The organism is Curtobacterium sp. MCSS17_006 (genome assembly GCF_003234215.1).
GTDB lineage: Bacteria > Actinomycetota > Actinomycetes > Actinomycetales > Microbacteriaceae > Curtobacterium > Curtobacterium flaccumfaciens.
The window spans coordinates 274,519-294,377 of sequence record NZ_QKSO01000003.1; the positions used below are offsets into that span (position 1 = coordinate 274,519).

The following is a 19,859-nucleotide window of genomic DNA, read 5'->3' on the forward strand; positions in this document are numbered from 1 at the left end:
CGCAGCTAGGTAAGTTCTCTACCTATCTGCGGTTCCTGCCACGACCGTGCCCCGACGGTCGCCGAGCGGCACGGAGACCGGGCCGACCGTCGCGCTCGCCAGGTCCACGCGTGCGAGCCCGCCCGGCGCCAGGGCCTCGGCGAGGGTCAGGCGGAGCGCCGTCTGCGTGTACGTTCCGGTGCTCGCGCGACCCGGTGGCGCATCGGCCTGCGGGCGGTCCTCCTGCACGTTCACGCGCAGCGAGAGCACCCCGGGCAGACGAGCGAGGACCGCCCCCAGAGCACGGACGACCGGACCACCGATCGTGGTGGTGAGGGTCGTCCCCAGGGCACCCACCAGGCCGAAGAGCTGCGTCGCGAGCGTGCCGACCACCGCCTGCGTCAACGGGTTCACGAGCGAGGTCGCGAGCCCGGTCACGACGCCCAGCAACCCGCCGAGATCGAGCCCGAGGAGCGCCACCCCGACGGTCAGCTTCGTCTGACCGGACGTGAGCGCGGCGACGCCGCTGTCGAAGCCCACCGACAGCGTGGCGATCTTGACACGGGCGCCGAGGACGAGCGGCGCACTGAGGTCGGCAGTCAGCGCGATGCGCACGTGGAGCGACCCCAGCGCGGTCGTGAGCGCAGCGGTGACCTTCGCCGCCCAGGCGTCGACCACCCCGCCGAGGCGGTCGGCGAGCGCACCGAGCGTTTCCGCGTCGAGCACGATCTCGTGGTTCGGCGGCAGGTCGTTCAGTCCGTTCACGTCGTCGCCGAGCAGGTGCGCGAGGTCGACCCGCACCGTCCCGGCGGACAGGTCGAGCGCCAGCGTGCCACCGGGGTCCTGCACGGGTTCGGCGAGCAGCGGCGCGACGGCCCCGGCGAGGTCGGGTCCGGTGATCTCGACCGTCCCGCCCATCGTGCCGAGTCCCAGGCTGCCGGTCAGTCCGCCGAGCACGCCGAGCACACCCCGGTTGATCGTCTGCGCGAGCGCACCGTCCCGCCCGCTGAGCGTGTCGACGGCCGAGTCGAGTTCGGTGACGGTGTCGTCGACCGCGGTGACGAGGGCACCGACGAGCGGGCTGTCCACCGTCAGGTCGAGGCTCGCGATGCCGTAGTCGCGCTCGAGGCCGATGCCCTCCGTGTCGTCGGCGAGGTCCTGCACGGCGGCGCGCAGGTTGCCTGCGAGCGTCCGCTGCACCACGCCGCCCCACAGGTCCTGCTCGATCGTGTCGCACCCGGCCAGCTGCGCGCTCGCGCCGACCGCCCCGACATCGAGTCCCACGTCGGTGACGTCCTCGACACCCGGGAGTGCCTGGCTGATCGTCAGTGACGCCGGGTCGGGCAGGTCGCCCGACGCCGTGCTGTCGGTGACGAGGACGCCTCCCGAGTCCGCGACGAGCCCGGAGGCCGCGACCGCCTCGCCGGTACCGGCAACGGTCGCAACCTGGTTGACGGCTCCCGCAGAGCCTCCGGGCAGACCGACCCCGAGACCGGTCAGATCGATGCCGGCGACGTCACCGAGCAGCCCCACGTCGAGTGGGTTGCCGAAGCCCTGGGTGTACGGGCCGTCGGTGTCGAGCTCCGGGGCGGTCACCGGGTCCACCGTCGCGGAGTCGGTTCCGCGCTTCGCGACCGTGACCCCGCTGACCTCGGCCACCTCGTCGAGGTCGGTGCCGGCGAGGGTCCCGCTGAGGAACCTGCTCGACGCCGCCGCGGTGTAGTCCCGGTCGGTGCCACAGTCGAACGACGACGTCCCGAGCGCCCCGTGCGCCCACTCACGGTCGATCCACGACGCGGTGCTCGGGACGGCGACGGGGACCACCAGCGCGGCGACGACGACGATGCCCGTGGTGACGACCGCTGCCCGACGACGGAGGTGTGCCGCACGACGCCCCCTCACGGTCGGCCTCGGCGTCGAGCCGGCGGTGTCCGCGTGCGCAGTCGGAGCGCCACCCCGGAGAGGACCGCGGCGAGCGCGACCAGCACCGGCCCGGCGAAGCCGCCACCCGTCAGCGCGAGGACGGTCGGGGCGCCGCCAGCGTCGGGGGCGCCGTGCGGGTCCGAGCCCACCGGTCCACCGGACGTGCCACCCCGCGCGGTGATCCCGAGGCCGACGGCGGCGGCTGGCGGCGGCGCGGCGGACGGGTCGGCGAGGGACAACCGGACGAGTAGGTACACGGTGCCGTCGCGACCCGGATCCGGGATCCGGACCGAACGCACGCCGACCCAGTCCGACACCCGCACCGGTCCGACGACCGGAGCGCCCTGCCCGGTGCAGTCGGGGTGCCCCGTCGGATCGGCCCAGGCACGATCGCACGTCGACACCGTGACGACGACGCCCTCGGCGGGGTCGACCAGCGCGGACGGCGCACCCGGCGCCGCCGCTCGCGCACCGTTCAGGTGCAGATCGAGCGTGACCGGGGCGGGCTCCGTGACCCGGGTCCGGACCTGCCAGGTGACGTCGTCGCCGCGCGTCGGGTGCGGCAGGGTGAGCGGGGCCGGACCGGTGCCGAGCACCAGGCGACCCGGTGTGCCGGTCTCTGCCACGGGCCTCCAGTCCGTCGCCGCGACCGCGACCGCCGTCGCGCCGACGCCGGCCGCTCCGACGAGCACGGCGCCGGCGGCGGCGAGCACCGCGAGCGCCCGGGTCACGAGGCCTCCCGTCGTGGTCGCTCCGGCCAGAACGCCCAGACGACGAGCACTCCGACCACGGCGACCGCGAGGCCGCGGGCGGGCGGACTCGACACCGCTACCAGGACCGAGCCGAGCCGAGCCGCGTGCGCGACGACGAGCCCGGCATCACGCACCACGTACGGGTCGCGGTCCTCGGTGGCGTTGTCGTCGCCGCGCAGGGTCAGCGACCGGGCGGTCGTGTCCCCGGGCACCGGGGCGACGTCCACCACGCGGTGCGTGACGGGCAGGCTCGAACCCGGTCGTGGCACGGTGACGACGTCGCCGACGTGCAGGTCGGCGGCGGCGACGTCGTGCGTGACGGCGAGTCCGCCCGCGGGGATCGTCGGAGCCATCGACCCGGTGGTGACGACGACGAGCGAGAGTCCCGTCAGGACGAACGCCACCCAGGCGAGCAGGCAGGCGGCGCCGACCGTCCCCGCGATCACCAGGACGACGGAACGGGCGCGACCGACGGCACGGCCGGGCGCCGCGGCGTCCTCGGAGGACGGCTGCGGCACGGTTGCGGCGAGCACGGGCCGCGTCAGTCGGACTCGGCGGCGAACTGCCACGCGGGGGCCGCAGTCCGGCCCTGGAGCGCGTCGATCGGCGTCCCCGCTGGCAGCGTCGGCGCCTCCGGCAACGACACCTCGAAGCAGTAGACCTGCGTCGTCGCGGCAGCGGCCCCGAGCGGCTGCGCGGCAGAGGCGGCCGTCGTGGCGAGCGGCCCGTCCGCGATCACGGTGGACGGGTCACGGAAGGCGTCCGCGTCGCACGCATCGCTGGTGCTCGTCGTCGTGGCGACCCGGACGTGCAGGGCGTTCCACAGGGTGTCGTCGGCGTCCGACACCGCGACGGTCGACGCCGGCACCGCAGCGCGGAGGGCGACGTCACCCCCGATCGAGTCCGTGGCGGTGCGGAGCGCGACGCCGGCGTAGGTCGCGGTGCCCGGCGAGAGCGCGAGCGCCTCGACGGTGAACCGGAGCGCCTGGCCAGGGGCCGTCTCGTTCGACGTGAAGCCCGCGGCGGTGAACGGCGCCGTCACGTTCTGCTCGACCTCGAACCCCGAGGTCCCGACACCCGGTCCTCCCGAACCGTTGCCACCGAACACCCACTCGGTGTCCGTCCACGATGCGAGGGTGTAGCCGGCGCCTCCGACGACGAGGACCCCTCCGGCGGCGAGGGCGAGTGCGCGGTTCCGTCGGCGGGCGCGCGGATGTGCTGTTGTGTCGGCCATTGACGTGTCTCCTGATCCGGACGCCGGTCGGTTGTGACGACGGCCGGGGCGGTTGGGCCCGGCCGTCGTCGTCGGCGTCAGCTCGATCTTCGTGGACTACCCGTGCGGAATCAACACGTGGTCACCCCTTGACTGCGCCGGAGGTCAGTCCGGACACGATCGAGCGGCGGAACACCAGCACCAGGATGACGATCGGCACCGTCGCCGCCACACTCGCGGCGAAGATCTGCGCGAACGGCACCGTGAACTGCGTCCCGAAGAGCGCGATGCCGACCGGGATCGTCCGGAACGAGTTCTCGCTGTTGAAGGTCAGTGCCATCAGGAACTCGCTCCACGACGCCGTGAAGGTGAAGACGCCGACCGTGAACAGGCCCGGCTTCGCCATCGGCAGGATCACCGACAGCACGGTCCGCCAGGCCCCGGCGCCGTCGATCTCGGACGCCTCCTCGATCGTCGACGGGATCCCCTGCAGGTAGTTCCGCATGATCCAGATGGCGAACGGCAGGTTGAACGCCACGTACGGCACGATCAGGCCCGGGTACGAGTTGAGCAGCCCCAGGTTGCGCTCGAGCAGGTACAGCGGCGTCAGCACCGCGATCGCCGGGAACACCGACAGCATGAGCAGCGAGGTCATGATCGCCGTCCGTCCCCGGATGAACCGGCCGGCCAGGGCGTACCCGGCGAGGAACGCCAGCGCGAGCACGATCACCGTGGTCGACACCGACACGATGACGCTGTTCACCATGTACTGGCCGAGCGCGTTGTCGCGGAAGGCCACCACGAAGTTGTCGAAGGTGAACGACTGCGGCCAGACGGTGGGCGGCGACTGCCCGATCTCGGACGCCGGCTTGAGCGACGTCGTGACGAGCCAGTAGAGCGGCAGCGCGGTGAGCACCGCGATGACGACACCGCTGACGTTGACGGTGTTGACCCACTTGCGCCAGCCCTTGCGCACACGTTGACGGGGCATCAGTCGTCCCCTCCCTTCGCCTGGTTCCGGAACGCCCGGAGGAACAGCAGACACCCGGCCGCGACGATGACCGCGGTGGAGGTCGCGATCGCCGCGCCCGGTCCGATGTTGATGTCCTGGAAGAGCACCTTGTAGCCCATGATCGCGAGCGACTGGGTGGCGGTGCCCGGTCCGCCGTTCGTCAGCACGAACGGCAGGTCGAAGACGCCGAACGCCTGCAGGATGCGGAACAGCACCGCGATCGTCAGGGTCGGGGTGAGCTGCGGCAGCACCACGCGCCAGAACGTCTGCCAGGTGCTCGCACCGTCGAGCTCGGCGGCCTCGTAGTGGTCCTCCGAGATCTGCACGAGCCCGGCGAGCAGGATGATCGCGACGAACGGCGTCGTCTTCCAGATGTCCGCGACCATCAGCCCCGTGATCGCGGGCACCGGTTCACCGAGGATCACCGGAGCGTCCCCGAACAACCCGAAGAACCACGTCGCGACGCCGTAGGTGCTGTCGTAGATGTACTTCCACAGCTGCGCGTTGACGATGGTCACGAGCGACCACGGGATGAGCATGAGCGCGAGCATCCAGCCGCGGGTGGCCCCGAGCCGCTCGAGCACCAGTGCGACGAGCATGCCGAGCACGAGCTCGACCGACACCGTCACCACCGTGTAGAGCACGGTGAAGCCCAGCGCCCGGTACCAGTCGGCGCTCTGCAGCAGGGCCGCGTAGTTGTCGAACCCGAACGACTGGATCGTGAAGCCCTCGTAGCCGACCTCGACGTCCGCGAAGCTCAGGACCACCGAGTACACGACCGGGAAGATCGTCACCGCCGCGACCACCAGGAGCGCCGGTGCCGCGAAGCCCCACGCGCCCCGCGAGCGGATGCGGTCGAGACGTGACCGCCCCGAAGGCCGGGGCGGCGGATCGACGCGACCCGTGCCTCCAGGCCGTGCCGGACGTGTCGCGGTGCCGGCGCTCACAGCGCTGCTCCCTGCAGTGCGAGCGAGATGGCGGAGGCCATCGCGCTGGTGCCGCCGTCGACGGAAGCCTGCCCGCCGAGGATGCTGTTGCCGTTCTGGTAGACGCCCTGCGAGACCTTCGGGTAGTAGGCCGTCGAGGTCGGACGGGGCACGAGCGTGATGCCCGCCGCCGTGTCGTAGGTGGGACGCTCCTGGCGCTTCGCGTCCTCGCTGACGAGCGAGGCGCTCCGCGCCGGCAGGACCCCGCCCTCGCGGGTCAGGAACTGCTGCGCGGTCTCGCTCGACATCCAGCGCGCGAAGGTCAGTGCCGCCGCGGGTTCCTGGGTGTGCGGGTTGATGTAGTTCCCCCACCCGCCGATCGTCGAGTGGTGCTCGTCCATGCCGTCGAACGTCGGCCGGGCGGCGAGCCCCACCTTGCCGGCGACCTGGCTGTCCGGGCCGTTCGCGATCCCCCACGCGTACGACCAGTTGCGGAGGAACGCCGCGCGGCCGCCGGAGAAGGCGTCGTTGGTGTCCTGCTCCTGGTACGTCAGGGTGGCCCGTGGCGACGCTCCCTCGGTGATCAGCGAGCGCATGAACTCGAAGGCGCGCTTCGTCTCGGAGCTCGTCGTCTCGGGCTTGGTCAGGTCGTCGTTGAGCAACGACCCGCCCGCGTCCGCGACGAACTCGGTGACGTTGCAGGTCAGCCCCTCGTACACGTCGCCCTGGAACGCGAACCCGTACGACACGTCGCCGGTGTCCACGAGCTTCGCGGCGGTCTCGCGCACTTCCTCCCACGACCCCGGCACCTGCAGGGAGTGCTTCGCGAGCAGGTCCTTCCGGTACAGGAAGAACGACTCGTCGATGTAGAGCGGGAACATGTAGTACGTGCCGTCGACACTCGCCGCGAGCCGGAGCCCCTCGGGGAACTGGTCGAAGAAGTCCTCGCCGACGAGCTGGTTCACGGGGGTCGCGAGCTTGTTCTTCGCGAACTGCCCGGGCCAGGCGACGTCACCGAGGTAGACGTCCGGCGTGCTGCTGCCGGCCGCGATCTGGGTCGTCAGGCTGGTGCGGTTCGTGTCGGTGTCGCTCGGGGCACTGACGATCCGGACGCGGATGTTCGGGTGCTCCTTCTGGAACTCCGCGATGAGCCTTCGCCGCAGGTCACCGCCGTCCTTCGAGGCGACCTGGCCGGCCCACCAGCTGATCGTCGCCTCGCCCTCGGGCGGTTCGGTGGGCCAGTCCTCGACCCGCGTGCGCTCGGGTCGGGTGGAGCAGCCGGCGAGCAGCAGCACCCCCGCTCCCCCGAGCATGAACGTCCTCCGGTCGATTGCCATCCGTCCTCCTCGACGTGTGGTGCTGCGAACCTGTGCATCCACACAACCAGGCGGAGCCTGGGCTGTCCGCCAGGGGTGCCGGCGGCGCGGTCGCGCCGCGCACCTTTCGGGGTGGACGACACCTCACGCGCTCGGGGATCCGTGGACTGTCGCGCAGCCCGAAAACGGGGCCGACGGCGGCCTGGAGGCGCGTGGCGGGGCCGCCCCGCGCCTCCAGGCCGGCAGGGGTCAGGCCGGGGCGGGGGCCGTCGACTCGGCCAGGTGCAGGGCGCACGGGATGAGCGTGTGCGTGCGCCCGGTGCTGCCGCCCTCGAGGCGGTCGACCAGCGACTCGACCGCCAGACGGCCGAGCGCCGGGCCGGGGGCGTTCAGCGTCGTGAGCACCGGTTCGGTCGCGGCACCGGCGCCGTCGGAGGACACGATCGCGATGACCGAGACGTCCTCGGGGACCCGGCGCCCGCCGGCCTGCAACCCGCTGACGAGCCCGAAGTTCGAGTCGTCCTTCATGATGATCGCGGCCGTGACGTCGGGGTCCCGCGCCAGCAGTTCCGCCGCCGCACGACGACCGCCCTCGGCCGAGGCGCCGGCGGCGACCACGGTGCCCGTGAGGCCCCGGCGCTCGATGCCGGCGTGGAACGCCGCCTCGGAGCGGACCTTCGGGCCGTAGTCGGCCATTGTGGTGCCGTCGAGGTCCTCGACCACGAGGCCGATCCGCCGGTGCCCGAGCCCGGTGAGGTGGTCCAGGGCGTCCTCGACGGTGCGCTCGAAGTCGATGTCGACGTACGAGATGCCCGAGGGGTCGGCGGTGCGACCGATCGCGACGAACGGGACCTCGAGCTCGGTCAGACGGGCGATCCGGGGGTCGTGCATCGTGACCTCCATCACCACGACCCCGTCGGCGAGACCGCCCGAGATGAGCTCCTGCACGTCGTCCGCCGTCGTCACCGCCGGCCAGAGCACCAGGTGGTACCCGAGCTCGGAGGCGCGGCTCGCGGCACTCGTGAAGAACTGCAGCGCGGTCTGACCGAGCCGGTGCTCGAGCACCGGGAACACGAGCGCGAGGATCCGGGTGCGGCGCGACGCCAGCGCTCGGGCGACCACGTTGTTCCGGTAGCCGAGCTCGCGCATCGCCGCCGTGACCCGGGCCCGGGTGTCCGCGGACACGCGCTTGTTGCCGTTCACGACGAAGGACACCGTCGCGATCGAGACGCCCGCCCGGTCGGCGACCTGCTGCATCGTCGCCATGCCGCTCCCTCACCCTGTTGCGCTCACTGTAGCGGGGGCGGTGCCCGAAAAAGTTCGTCTAAGCGCTTTACCATCTAACCGCTTCGATGCTAGCTTCGACCCCACTCGGGACGCGACGGAGCGGTTCTGGTCCGGTCGTCCCCGATCCACGAGCGACACGTTCGACTCGTGTCCGGCAACCATCCAGAGAAGAGCGAAGCAATGAAGCCTCGACACCGCAGGATCGCCCCGGTCCTCAGCGCGGTCGCCATGCTGGCGACCGTCCCCCTCGTCCTCGCCGGCTGTTCCGGCGGCTCGTCCGCGAGCTCCGGCGGCAGGGTGGACTCCATCACCGTGCTCGACTACTACAACCAGGGCAACGACAAGAAGGTCATCGGCGAGTACCTCGACAAGTGCGGGGCCGAGAACGACGTCACCATCAAGCGCAGCCTGGTGCCCGGCTCGTCGCTCATCCAGAAGGTCCTGCAGCAGGCGTCGTCGAAGACCCTGCCGGACGTCCTGATGCTCGACAACCCGGATCTGCAGCAGATCGCCGAGACCGGTGCGCTGTCGCCGCTGTCCGACTACGACATCTCGACCGACGGCTACGCCAAGGGCGTGCTGCAGGCCGGGACCTACGAGGACAAGGTCTACGGCCTCGCCCCCACCGTCAACACCATCGCGCTCTTCTACAACAAGAAGGTGCTGTCCGAGGCCGGTGTCACCCCGCCGAAGACGTGGGACGAGCTGCAGTCCGCCGCGGCGAAGCTGACCAAGGGCGACCAGTACGGGTTCGCCGTCGACGCCAACGCCACCTACGAGGGCACCTGGCAGTTCCTGCCGTTCATGTGGTCGAACGGCGGCGACGAGAAGGACATCGCGACCCCGGAGACCGAAGAGGCCCTGTCGCTCTGGAAGGGCCTGGTCGACGACGGCTCGATGTCGAAGAGCGTCGTGAACTGGACCCAGGCCGACGTGAACGACCAGTTCATGGCCGGCAAGGCCGCGATGATGATCAACGGCCCGTGGCAGATCCCCGGGCTGAAGGAGTCGAAGGTCGACTACGGGATCGCTCAGATCCCCGTGCAGTCCGCCAGCGACAAGGCCGTGGCCCCGCTCGGTGGCGAGGTCTGGACCGTCCCGAACACCGGTGACAAGGCGAAGCAGGCCGTCGCGGCGAAGATCGTCGACTGCATGAACAGCGACGCGAACCAGCTCGCGATGGCGAAGCTGCGGTACACGATCCCCTCGAAGACCGACGTCGCGCAGCAGTTCGGCAAGGACGTCCCCGAGGAGCAGGTGTTCGTCGACCTCGTCGCCGACGCCCGTGCCCGCACCGGCGAGCTCGGTGCCGACTGGCCCAAGGCCGCGACGAAGATCTACACGGCTGTGCAGTCGGCGCTGACCGGGCAGGACTCCCCGGCCGACGCCCTGCAGAACGCGCAGTCGAGCAACTGAGCATGACGAGCACCGCGACCCCCGTCGCCCCACGGCGGGCCGCCGGAGACGGAGCGCCCGCTCCGTCCCGGCGGCCCCGCCCGGGCCGCTCGCTGCGCTTCGAACGGATCGCGCAGCTGCTGTTCCTGCTGCCGGCCGTCCTGTTCCTGCTGCTGTTCTTCGGCTACCCGGTGGTCAAGAACATCGTCATGAGCTTCCAGGCGTACACGACGTCGACGTTCTACACGGGCGAGGCACCGTGGGTCGGCCTGGCGAACTACGCCTCGGTCGTGTCGTCCCAGCTGTTCGGCACGGCGATGCTCAACACGGCGCTGTTCACGATCGGGTCGATCGTCGGCCAGTTCGTCCTCGGCCTGCTGCTCGCCCTGTTCTTCCGACGGAACTTCCCGCTGTCCGGCCTCCTGCGCTCGCTGCTCCTGCTGCCCTGGCTGCTGCCGCTCATCGTCTCGAGCGCGGTCTGGAAGTGGATGCTCGACCAGGACTCGGGCGTCGTCAACCAGTTCCTCGGCACCTTCGGCGTCCCGTCGGTCCCGTGGCTGACGAGTCCCGCCGTGGCGCTCATCACCGTCATCGCGGTGAACATCTGGATCGGGATCCCGTTCAACACCACGATCCTGTACGGCGGTCTGCAGGACATCCCCACCGAGCTGTACGAGGCAGCGGCACTCGACGGCGCGACCGGGTGGAAGGCCTTCTGGGCGATCACCTGGCCGATGCTGCGACCCGTCGTGAGCGTCACGCTCGTGCTCGGCGTCGTCTACACGATCAAGGTGCTCGACATCATCCTCGGGTTGACGAACGGCGGGCCGGCGAACGCCACCCAGACCATCGCGACCCAGTCCTACGACCTGTCGTTCAAGCAGTTCGACTTCGGGCAGGGCGCCGCGCTGAGCAACATCCTCATCGTGATCTCCGCCCTGTTCGCGATCGTGTACCTCCGCCTCAACAGGAAGGCCGTCGATGACTGACGCAGCGTCCACCACCGACGCCCTCCGGACCCGCGCGGTGGTCACCCGCGGTGCCCGGCGGCCCGTCCGTCCCACGAGCGCGAAGCAGTGGGTGCTGTCCGGCGTCGGGATCCTGATCCTCGCCGTGATGCTGTTCCCCGTCTACTGGATGATCAACATCTCGCTGCAGCCGGCCGGCTCCGCGATCGAGGCCGCCTGGTTCCCGATCAACGCCCAGCTCGGCGGCTACGCGCAGGCCATCGCCGACCAGGGCGGCGCCCTGGTCACGAGCCTGGTGATCGCCCTGGGCAGCGTCGTCGTCAGCCTGCTCATCGCGACGCCGGCGTCGTACGCGCTCGCCCAGTTCAAGGTCAAGGGCATCAACGCGGTGCTGTTCGGCATCCTCATCTCGCAGATGATCCCGGGCATCGTCGTCGCGAACGCCCTGTACGCCGCGTACAACGACCTCGGGCTGCTCAACACCGTGCCGGGGCTGATCCTGGCCGACAGCACCGCGGGCGTGCCCTTCGCGATCCTGATCATGCGGGCGTTCATGCAGAACATCCCGCCGTCGATCATCGAGGCCGCCAAGGTCGACGGTGCCGGCAATTTCCGGGCCTTCCGCTCGGTCGTCGTGCCGATCAGTGCCAACGCCCTGATCACCGCCGGGCTGTTCACGTTCCTGTTCACCTGGAGCGACTTCCTGTTCGCCCTGACCCTCACCACCACCGAGGACGTCCGGCCGATCACCCTCGGCATCTACAACTACATCGGCACCTTCACCGCCGACTGGTCGACCGTCATGGCCGCCGCGGTGATGGCCTCGATCCCCGCCATCGTGCTGCTGCTCGTGGCGCAGAAGTTCATCGCCGCCGGGGCCACCGGCGGCGCAGTCAAGTGACCGGGTCCCACCACCCCCGAAAGGCACACACCATGACCACCACCCCGCTCCGCATCACCGTCTGGGGCGAGAACGTCCACGAACAGGTCGAGCAGCACGTCGCCGAGCGGTACCCCGACGGCATGCACGGCGCGATCGCGGACGGCATCCGCGAGCACCTGCCCGAGGCCGTCGTCCGGACCGCCACCATGCAGGAGCCCGAGCACGGCCTCACCGACGAGGTCCTCGCGAACACCGACGTCCTCACCTGGTGGGGGCACGCCGCACACCAGGACGTCGACGACGCCGTGGTCGACCGGGTGCACAAGCACGTGCTCTCCGGCATGGGGCTGCTCGTCCTGCACTCCGGTCACTGGTCGAAGATCTTCGGCAAGCTGATGGGCACCACCTGCACCCTCCGCTGGCGCAGCGAGCACGACCAGGAACTCGTCTGGACCGTCAACCCGCAGCACCCGATCACCCGCGGGGTGCCGAACCCGATCGTCATCCCCGAGCAGGAGATGTACGGCGAGTACTTCGACGTCCCGACCCCCGACGAGCTCGTGTTCATCTCGGGCTTCACCGGCGGCGAGGTGTTCCGGAGCGGCATGACGTACCGCCGCGGCCTCGGGAAGATCTTCTACTTCTCCCCCGGTGACCAGGACTTCCCCGTCTATCACCACCCGGACGTCCGCCGCGTGATCGCGAACGGCGCCGAGTGGGCGCAGCCCGAGCGCGAGCGCGAGATCCCGACGCTCCGCCGCTACGACCTGGGCGAGTACTTCGACGGGCAGCACTACCGCGGCCCGTTCGACGACGCCGAGCCCGAGACCGTCGAGCCGGCGGCCGAGCGCGACGGGGCCGAGCCCGTGGCCGAGCGCGACGGGGCCCAGGCGTGAGCCCCCTGCGCGTCCTGCAGGTCGGTGCCGGCGGGATGGGGCGGGCCTGGCTCGCCACCGTCACCGCCGACCCCGAGGTCGAGCTGGTCGGCATCGTCGACCTCGACCTCGACGCCGCCCGTGCCGGGGCCGAGCACGCCGGCGACCCGTCGATCCCGGTCGGCACGGACCTGACCGTGCTGGCCGCCGAGACCGGCGCCGAGGCCGTCCTCGACATCACCGTGCCGGTCGCGCACCACCCGGTCACGCTGCAGGCGCTCCGGGCCGGGCTCCCCGTGCTCGGCGAGAAGCCCGCCGCGCAGACCGTCGCCGAGGCGCTGTCACTCGCCGCCGCCGCCGAGGCCACCGGCAAGCTGTTCATGGTGTCGCAGTCCCGCCGCTACAACGACCAGCTCGTCGCGTTCCGGCAGCACGTCCGCGACCTCGGTGCCGTGGGCGGGCTGAGCACCCGGTTCGCGAAGGCGCCGCACTTCGGCGGGTTCCGCGAGGAGATGGACGACGTCCTGCTGCTCGACATGGCCATCCACGCCTTCGACTCCGCCCGGTACGTGCTCGAACGCGACCCGGTGTCGGTGTACTGCGAGTCGTGGAACCCGTCGTGGTCCTGGTACCGGGGCGACGCGGCGGCCGCAGCCGTCTTCACGTTCGAGGACGACGTCCGCTACGTCTACGACGGCTCGTGGTGCGCGCCGGGTGCCGAGACCTCGTGGAACGGCGACTGGCGTGCCTCCGGAGCGGCCGGCACGGCGCTCTGGGACGGCGACCACGACCCGTCGAGCGACCTCGACGGCACCCCCGGCTCCCCTGCCGCTGCGCCGTCGGTCGGGCACGAGATCGCCGGGTCGCTGGCGTCCTTCGTCCGGGCGGTCCGCTCCGGCGAGGTGCCGGACGGCGAGGTGCACGGCAACGTGATGAGCCTCACGATGGTCGACGCAGCCATCACCTCGGCCCGCAGCGGCCGCCGGGTCGTCATCGACGAGGTGCTCGAACAGGCGCACCGGGACGCCCTGGCCGCCGAGCAGGACGACGCGATCCGCGACCGCCTGGCCGGGTGGGAGTCGGTCCGCGGCGCCCTGCGCGAGCGGCTGCCCGCGTCCTGAGACGCGACCGCAGGACGGACGGGAGGCCCGTGGCGACACCGCCACGGGCCTCCCGTCCGTCTGCCCTCGCTTCGTGAGCAGGAATGGTCGGGTCCGCACGTCGGACCCGACCATTCCTGCTCACCATCCGTGCACGCCGTCAGCGCGGGATGACGGAGAACAGGAACTTCTTGCGGACCATGTACCAGGCCAGCAGGATCAGCGCCGTGTGCACCACGAACCCGATCCAGAAGTCGCCCCACGGCACCCCGGGGATCGACGCGATCGCCAGGGCGAAGAAGACCTGCCAGACGAACACGTACAGGCTCGCCTGCCCGAGCGGGATCCAGAGCCAGCCGATGGCGGCGGCGATGGGCTTCCAGAACACGGTGAGGATCGCGTAGGACACGACCGCGAAGAACGCGATGTCCACCAGGCGGCCCCACTGCAGGTCCACCCGCTGGTACGCCCTGTTGTACAGGGACTCGTACATCGTCGACGGGAACGGCACCGGGGTGAACCCGAAGTGGTCGCCGGCCCACACGTAGACCAGGAACGCCGCGTACCCACCGACGGCGATGCCGACCAGGACCTTGCCGAGACGCCCGGTGAGCGCGCCGACGATCTGCCGCCGGTAGTACCCGAGCACGAGCCCGTGGGTGAACACCACCTGCCAGGTGAACAGGGGGAACACCGCCTCGAACTGGGAGTTCAGCGGACGGAAGTCGGGGTTGAGCGCCTGGAACACGTACAGCGCCCAGCTGGCGGCGAGGACCACCCACCAGAACCCGCGGCGGATCACCCAGATCAACGCGGGGATGAACAGGCTCAGCACCACGAACAGGCCCATGATGTTGAACGGCCACGGCCCCATCTCGAGCAGCAGGAACTGCCGGATCGCGTACCAGGGCGGCGGGTAGGCGAGCAGCTGCATCGCGTTCGGGTACAGGTCGTAGACCCGGCCCTCGGCCTCGACGCCGCCGGTGCCCGTGCCGCGGTCGGTGAACGTGGTGATGGCGTCGGTGTTCAGGAACGGGACGAAGCTCAGCGCGAACACGACGAGGATCACCACGAGCGTGACGACGTACTGCTTGCGCGCGCGCTTCCACGCCCCGATGGCCGCCGCCCACTCGCCGAACTTCTTCACGGCGAACGGGTACGTCATGCCGAGGACCATGCCGGACAGGAACACGAACATCTCGGCGCCGGTGATCGCCCCGACGGCGTGCAGCGTGAGGTACGAGTACGGCCCGCCGATCTCGATGTGGGTGATCACCACGGCGAGGATGATGAACCCGCGGAACAGGTCGAGGCGCAGGTCACGGCCGGGCTTGCCGTCGTCGGGGTAGCGCCAGCTCGGCAGGAGCCGTCCGAACACCCCGCTCAGCAGGAACACGACCGCCAGGCCGGCGGCCAGCCAGACGATCCACGCCATCTGGTCGCCGCCGGTCTCGTACTCCTGCGAGATCGCGGCGTTGCCCTGCTGCACGGTCACGCGGTCGGTGACCGGGCCGAAGGCGAAGTCGCCGGACCGCTCGAGGTCGGCGCGGAAGGCCTCCGCGACGTCCGGGTCCGCGGTGAGCCGCCAGTCGGCCACGCGGTTGCCGGCCTCGGGCTCGCGTCGCTCCGCCTCGAGCACGGTCATGCCCCGGATCAGCGGACGCTCCTGCACGGCGGCGAGCACCTGCCGCCACCAGCTCCGCTTGACCTGGAGCTCGGTGTCGCCCTGCAGCTCGCGGTTGTACAGGGCACCGGTGTCGAGCAGCATCGGACGGTCGTCGGCCGCCGCGAACCGGTCGTAGAACGTGCCCGACTGGGGCTGGTCGTAGCCCCAGTCCTCGTCGAACCGCGACTCGACCTCACCGCTGCGGGTGAGCGGCACGGCGCGACCTGCGGCTTCGGTCGGGTCGCCCTTGCCGTACGAGAACATCGAGAGCCCGACCCAGTCGACGGCTTCGGCGCCCGGCCAGTACGGCCCGTACGGGTCGTCGGCACCGGTGAGCTGTCCGTCGCCGTTCGTGTCCGCCTTCGCGACGTCGACCGGGGACAGGTTCCGCAGCCGCCCGGCGGACTCGCCGAACGGGTAGCCGGCACCGTACCCGGGCGACCAGACCATGAGCGCGTCCGATGTGCCCGCGTGCACGGTCGTCCCGAGCGCCCGGAACGCCCGGACGAACTCCGTCGGCTGCTGGCCCCAGCGGACCCACGTGCCGTTCATCTGCGGTGCGAACCGGACGAGCACCTGGGTGTCGTACTGGTCGTGCAGGTCCTCGAACACGGTGTTGACGGCACGGGTGTCCGCGGTGTCGAGCGACCCCAGTTCGCGGTCGGGTTCGAGGCTCACGACGAGCACCGCGCCCTGGGTCGCGGCCGCACGCGCCGAGCGGAGGAGTTCCTGCTTCGCCGTGCCGTCGAGCGGGTAGTCGACGGAGACCCCGTACATCGACGGCGTCGCACCGAGCCGGCCCTCGTACCCTTCGGGCGAATCGCTGGCCCAGTCGAGGTCGGGGCCGAACCACGTCGACCCCTCGGACGGCTGCACGGCGGCGGCTCTCGGCACGGACGCCGCGGACGCCGGCAGCGCACCACCGAGCAGGAGCGTGGCGATCGTGACGAGGAGGGCGACCGCGCGGACCACCGGCTGCTTCACCGGTCGCACGCAAGCGTCCAGACGTTGTGGCCGGGCTCGTGCCGGTGCTCGAGGCGGTCGAGCGCGGCGATGGCGAGGGCCAGACCGCGGCCGCTCTCCTGCTCCACGTCCGCCATCGTCACGGCACTCAGGTCGATGTCGGCCGGCATCCCGTTGTCGGTCAGCACCGCGGTCAGGGCCCGGTCGGTGGCCTCGAGGTGCACGGAGTACCGGCGCCCGGTCCCCCGGTCGGCACGGACGGTGTGCTCGACGATGTTCGCGGCGATCTCGGCCAACGCGGTCTCGAGGGCGAACCGGAGCCGCACGTCGTCGATGCCCAGGCCGTCCCACCACGCGGCGAAGCGGTCCTGCACCTCGTCGAGGGAGTCGGGCGTCGCAGCGACCTCGAACGTGGTCTCGGTGCTCACAGGGGTCCTCCGGCGGTGCTCGACTCGTGTTCGGACTGGGCTGGGGTGGCCGGGCCCCGGTACCGGACGGCCCGGATCACGATGCTGAAGATGAACAGGTCGAAGACGACCCACGCGGTGTTCACGAGCGGCGCGATCCCCTCGGCCTGGCCGGTCAGGTAGCGGATGCCGATCATGACCAGGGCGGCGACCAGGGCACCCATCGCGTACAGCTGCGGCTTGACCAGGTCCCACCGCGGCTTCTGCTCGGTCTCGTCGCGCACCTTGGGGGTGACGCGGAACCCGAGCGGCCTGCCCCGGTAGACGTTCTGGAACGCGCTGGTCACCGACTCGATCCAGACCGGGAAGAGCGCGAGCGAGTACTGCTGCCCGCGCCAGGTCGGTCTGCCGGCGGCCACCACCCAGAACAGCAGCTGGTTGAACACCAGGAACGGGATGAGCCGGGCGAAGAAGTCGACGCTGTAGGCCTGCACGGGGATGACCCCGAACGACAGGCAGAGCACCGGGGCGGCGATGTAGACGATCGCGGCGAACCCGGACAGGTAGCTCCACATTGTCGAGAAGTACATGAGCCGCTGCCCCCACGACAGCCCCTTCTGCACCAGGGGGTTCTCGCGGAAGAACACCTGCATGGTGCCCTGCGCCCAGCGGAGTCGCTGCACGAGCATCGTCGGCAGGTCCTCGGGGGCCAGGCCCTTCGCCAGGATCTCGTCGTGGTAGGCCGACTTCCAGCCGAGGCCGTGCAGGCGCATCGCCGTGGCCATGTCCTCGGTCACCGAGATCGTCGCCAGCGGCATGATCGGCTGCGCCTCGTCGTCGCGGTTCACGTCGAGGGCACGGGCGAGCACGGCGATCGACTCGATGGCGGCGACCGGCGAGGCCTCACGCCGACCGAGCACGTCGAGCGCGGCGTCGTCGAGACCGGCGAAGGTGTTGGCGTCGGTGGACATCGCCGCGAGCTCCTGCAGGTCGTTCCGCACGGACTCGAGGTCGGCGGCGGCGAACCGGAACGCGATGGCGTCGATCCCCCGCTGGAACGCGTAGGTGACATCCCCGAGGGGCTCACCGGCGCGGACCTGTTCGCGCGCCTGGTCCACCACGGCCTCGGCGTCGTCGAGGGCCGCGAGCACGCGCGGGTCGGTCTCGGTCTCGCGGGAGCGTGCGAGGAGCTTGCGCGAGGTCGCGAGGGTGCGCTGCACGGACGCCTCGACCTCGGCCACGTAGCGCGAGATGCCGAGCTGCATGAGCGCTTCGCGTCGCAGGATGGCGTTCGACCCGCAGAAGAACGCGGCGTTCCAGCCGTCCTTCGACTGCTGGATCGGACCGTAGAACAGCGGCGCCTGGCTGCCGAGGGGGTCGTCGTCCGGCACGTTCTCGAACCACTGCGGCGTCTGCACGAGCGCCATCTTGGGGTCCTTGAAGTACCCGAGCGTGCGGTCGAGGATCGCCGGGTCGGGCACCTGGTCGGCGTCGAGGATGAGCAGGAACTCGCCCTGGGTCGCGAGCAGGGCGTTGTTGAGGTTGCCGGCCTTGGCGTGCCGGGGTCGGTCCACCCAGTCGGCACCGCGTGTGATGACGCCGATGCCGAGCGCCTCGGCCGCCGCACGCATCTCGGGGCGGTTGCCGTCGTCGAGGATCCAGGTGGTGTGCGGGTGCGTGATCGCCTTGGCCGCCCGGGCGGTGCGCTCGACCAGGTCGATCGGTTCGTTGTAGGTCGTGATGAAGACGTCGACGGTGACGTCGGTCGACGGCTTCGCCGGTGGTTCGCCGCGCTCCCGGAGCCGCCAGGCCCCGAGGGCGAAGAGCAGGGAGTCGATGACGCTGTAGGTCTCGGCGAGGATCAGCGGCACCGCGATCCACCACGAGTGCCAGTTCACCGAGGCCGCCCAGCGCCACACGATGTAGTTCACCCCGGCGAGGGACGCCAGGAGCGCCACCGTCCGCACGGCCACCAGGCGTCGGCGCGCGGTGCCGGTGGTCAGGCGGCGGCGGTCCTGTCGGCTGACGTCGAGCGCGGTCACCGGGTCGCCCCGTCCGTCGTGCCGCCGCACGTGCTGCGTCGCAAGCATGCCTCCTGATCAGCGCGGGCCCCGGCCGCGTCGCACACGCCCGAGTGTGGTTCCGTCCGGCAGCTGCCCCGGAGGGCACCGTGCCGGTCGTCCGCTCCGGTCATCGGGCACGACCTCGGCGTGACGACCTGTCTACCGCACGGGCGGGGCCTCTGTCAGGCTGCGCACCCGATCTGGGGACAGCACGCGTCTCAGAACGTGGCGGTGAACCCCAGGTCATCCGCCAGGCGCACGATGACCTGGTCGAAGTAGGCGGCCGGGTCGGACACGGAACCGACGAAGTGCCCGAAGAGCTCGAACGAGATCGTCCCGAACACCGTCGTCCAGGCCATCAGGGTGCGGACCAGGACCTCGTCGGGCAGGGTGATGCCGAACGAGCGCAGCGTGGCGACCCCGTCCGCGACGGCGGGACCGGCCACCCCGGGAGCCGCCGTGGGCGCGGTGGGTGACCCGGGCCTCCCGGCCGCCCCCGGCGTCGACGTGACGGACGAACCCGCCGCAGCAGGCGCACCGGGCGCACCGGACATACCGGGCGCACCGGAGCCGACGGCGTCCGCGACCACGCGCACCAGTGCCAGCGTCGTCCGCGTCGCGGGCACGACGGTCTCGCGCGGCGCCGCGTAGCCCGGCACGGGCGAGCCGAACAGCAGCGCGAAGTCCCCCGGGTGCGCGATCGACCAGTCGCGGATCGCCCGGCACATCGCGACCCAGCGCGCACCGGGAGCCGGTCCGGCCGCGGCACCGGCGGCCTCGACCGCGGCGCCGAGTTCGTCGTAGTCGGTGATGAGCAGGGCCGTCAGCAGGTCGTCGCGGCTCGGGAAGTACCGGTACACGGCCGACGAGACCATGCCGACGTCACGGGCGACGGCACGCAGGCTGAGGGCGGCCGGACCCTCGTCGGTCAGGCGGGTGCGTGCCGCGGCCAGGATGTCCGCGGTGACCGTCTGCCGTGCGAGTGCTCGGGCGGTGGGTGCCATCCGACGATCCTGGCACGAGAGAGCAGCGCACACAAAGGAGAGCACTGCTCTTGCTTTCGCGTCGACGAACCGCCATGCTCGATTTCGAGAGCAGTGCTCTCGCAACGACCAACAAGCGATCAACCAG

17 protein-coding genes are annotated in these 19,859 nt (G+C 71.0%); 5 read left to right on the plus strand and 12 right to left on the minus strand.

From position 1 onward, the window contains the following. Positions 1-18 precede the first annotated feature (18 nt). From DEJ21_RS05120 to DEJ21_RS05155, 8 genes are all read right to left on the minus strand, one after another. Positions 19-1,881, minus strand: coding sequence for a choice-of-anchor G family protein (locus DEJ21_RS05120; RefSeq protein WP_111223901.1), 1,863 nt, complete (start codon positions 1,879-1,881; stop codon positions 19-21). Then, entirely contained in the window at positions 1,878-2,633 is a 756-nt protein-coding gene (locus DEJ21_RS18125; protein ID WP_111223902.1) for a hypothetical protein, read from the minus strand. Before DEJ21_RS18125 ends, DEJ21_RS05120 begins: the two co-directional genes overlap by 4 nt. Beyond that, entirely contained in the window at positions 2,630-3,187 is a 558-nt protein-coding gene (locus DEJ21_RS05130) for a signal peptidase I (protein WP_181435784.1), read from the minus strand. The genes DEJ21_RS18125 and DEJ21_RS05130 overlap by 4 nt, the downstream gene beginning before the upstream one ends. 8 nt (positions 3,188-3,195) lie before the next feature. Next, positions 3,196-3,888, minus strand: a complete 693-nt coding sequence (locus DEJ21_RS05135; RefSeq protein WP_111223904.1) for an acyl-CoA dehydrogenase — start codon at positions 3,886-3,888, stop codon at positions 3,196-3,198. Between the two features lie 121 nt (positions 3,889-4,009). Continuing rightward, on the minus strand, positions 4,010-4,858 hold the full coding sequence (locus DEJ21_RS05140; protein WP_027464448.1) for a carbohydrate ABC transporter permease: 849 nt from the start codon (positions 4,856-4,858) through the stop codon (positions 4,010-4,012). Then, positions 4,858-5,826 carry a carbohydrate ABC transporter permease gene (locus DEJ21_RS05145; RefSeq protein ID WP_175330840.1) on the minus strand — a complete coding sequence of 323 codons (969 nt, stop codon included), beginning with the start codon at positions 5,824-5,826 and terminating at the stop codon, positions 4,858-4,860. The genes DEJ21_RS05140 and DEJ21_RS05145 overlap by 1 nt, the downstream gene beginning before the upstream one ends. After that, a complete protein-coding gene (locus tag DEJ21_RS05150; RefSeq protein ID WP_111223905.1) occupies positions 5,823-7,142 on the minus strand; it encodes an ABC transporter substrate-binding protein in 1,320 nt (439 codons plus the stop codon). The genes DEJ21_RS05145 and DEJ21_RS05150 overlap by 4 nt, the downstream gene beginning before the upstream one ends. Before the next feature lie 228 nt (positions 7,143-7,370). Next, complete coding sequence (locus tag DEJ21_RS05155; protein WP_258374881.1) at positions 7,371-8,387, minus strand: LacI family DNA-binding transcriptional regulator; 1,017 nt, start codon at positions 8,385-8,387, stop codon at positions 7,371-7,373. 201 nt (positions 8,388-8,588) lie between these two features. Between DEJ21_RS05155 and DEJ21_RS05160 the strand changes: the two genes are divergently transcribed. Genes DEJ21_RS05160 through DEJ21_RS05180 form a run of 5 tightly spaced genes read left to right on the plus strand, consistent with a single transcriptional unit; the run spans position 8,589 to position 13,650 of the window. Further along, positions 8,589-9,824, plus strand: coding sequence for an ABC transporter substrate-binding protein (locus DEJ21_RS05160; protein ID WP_111223906.1), 1,236 nt, complete (start codon positions 8,589-8,591; stop codon positions 9,822-9,824). A 2-nt stretch (positions 9,825-9,826) separates the two neighbouring features. Then, entirely contained in the window at positions 9,827-10,792 is a 966-nt protein-coding gene (locus DEJ21_RS05165) for a carbohydrate ABC transporter permease (protein WP_111039975.1), read from the plus strand. After that, complete coding sequence (locus tag DEJ21_RS05170) at positions 10,785-11,672, plus strand: carbohydrate ABC transporter permease (protein ID WP_084740987.1); 888 nt, start codon at positions 10,785-10,787, stop codon at positions 11,670-11,672. The genes DEJ21_RS05165 and DEJ21_RS05170 overlap by 8 nt, the downstream gene beginning before the upstream one ends. A 32-nt stretch (positions 11,673-11,704) precedes the next feature. Beyond that, positions 11,705-12,550, plus strand: a complete 846-nt coding sequence (locus DEJ21_RS05175) for a ThuA domain-containing protein (protein ID WP_111223907.1) — start codon at positions 11,705-11,707, stop codon at positions 12,548-12,550. A gap of 5 nt (positions 12,551-12,555) precedes the next feature. Then, positions 12,556-13,650 carry a Gfo/Idh/MocA family protein gene (locus DEJ21_RS05180; RefSeq protein WP_111223938.1) on the plus strand — a complete coding sequence of 365 codons (1,095 nt, stop codon included), beginning with the start codon at positions 12,556-12,558 and terminating at the stop codon, positions 13,648-13,650. A 139-nt stretch (positions 13,651-13,789) separates the two neighbouring features. Here DEJ21_RS05180 and opgC read toward each other — a convergent pair whose 3' ends face one another. The 4 genes from opgC to DEJ21_RS05200 form a co-directional block, all read right to left on the minus strand. Then, positions 13,790-16,279, minus strand: a complete 2,490-nt coding sequence (opgC, locus tag DEJ21_RS05185) for an OpgC domain-containing protein (RefSeq protein ID WP_258374882.1) — start codon at positions 16,277-16,279, stop codon at positions 13,790-13,792. After that, on the minus strand, positions 16,276-16,686 hold the full coding sequence (locus DEJ21_RS05190) for an ATP-binding protein (RefSeq protein ID WP_111223908.1): 411 nt from the start codon (positions 16,684-16,686) through the stop codon (positions 16,276-16,278). The genes opgC and DEJ21_RS05190 overlap by 4 nt, the downstream gene beginning before the upstream one ends. Then, positions 16,683-18,755, minus strand: a complete 2,073-nt coding sequence (locus tag DEJ21_RS05195) for a glycosyltransferase (protein ID WP_244993381.1) — start codon at positions 18,753-18,755, stop codon at positions 16,683-16,685. The genes DEJ21_RS05190 and DEJ21_RS05195 overlap by 4 nt, the downstream gene beginning before the upstream one ends. Before the next feature lie 191 nt (positions 18,756-18,946). Beyond that, the gene (locus tag DEJ21_RS05200; RefSeq protein WP_111223909.1) at positions 18,947-19,732 is read right to left on the minus strand and encodes a TetR/AcrR family transcriptional regulator; all 786 of its coding nucleotides are present in this window, start codon (positions 19,730-19,732) and stop codon (positions 18,947-18,949) included. Positions 19,733-19,859 lie beyond the last annotated feature (127 nt).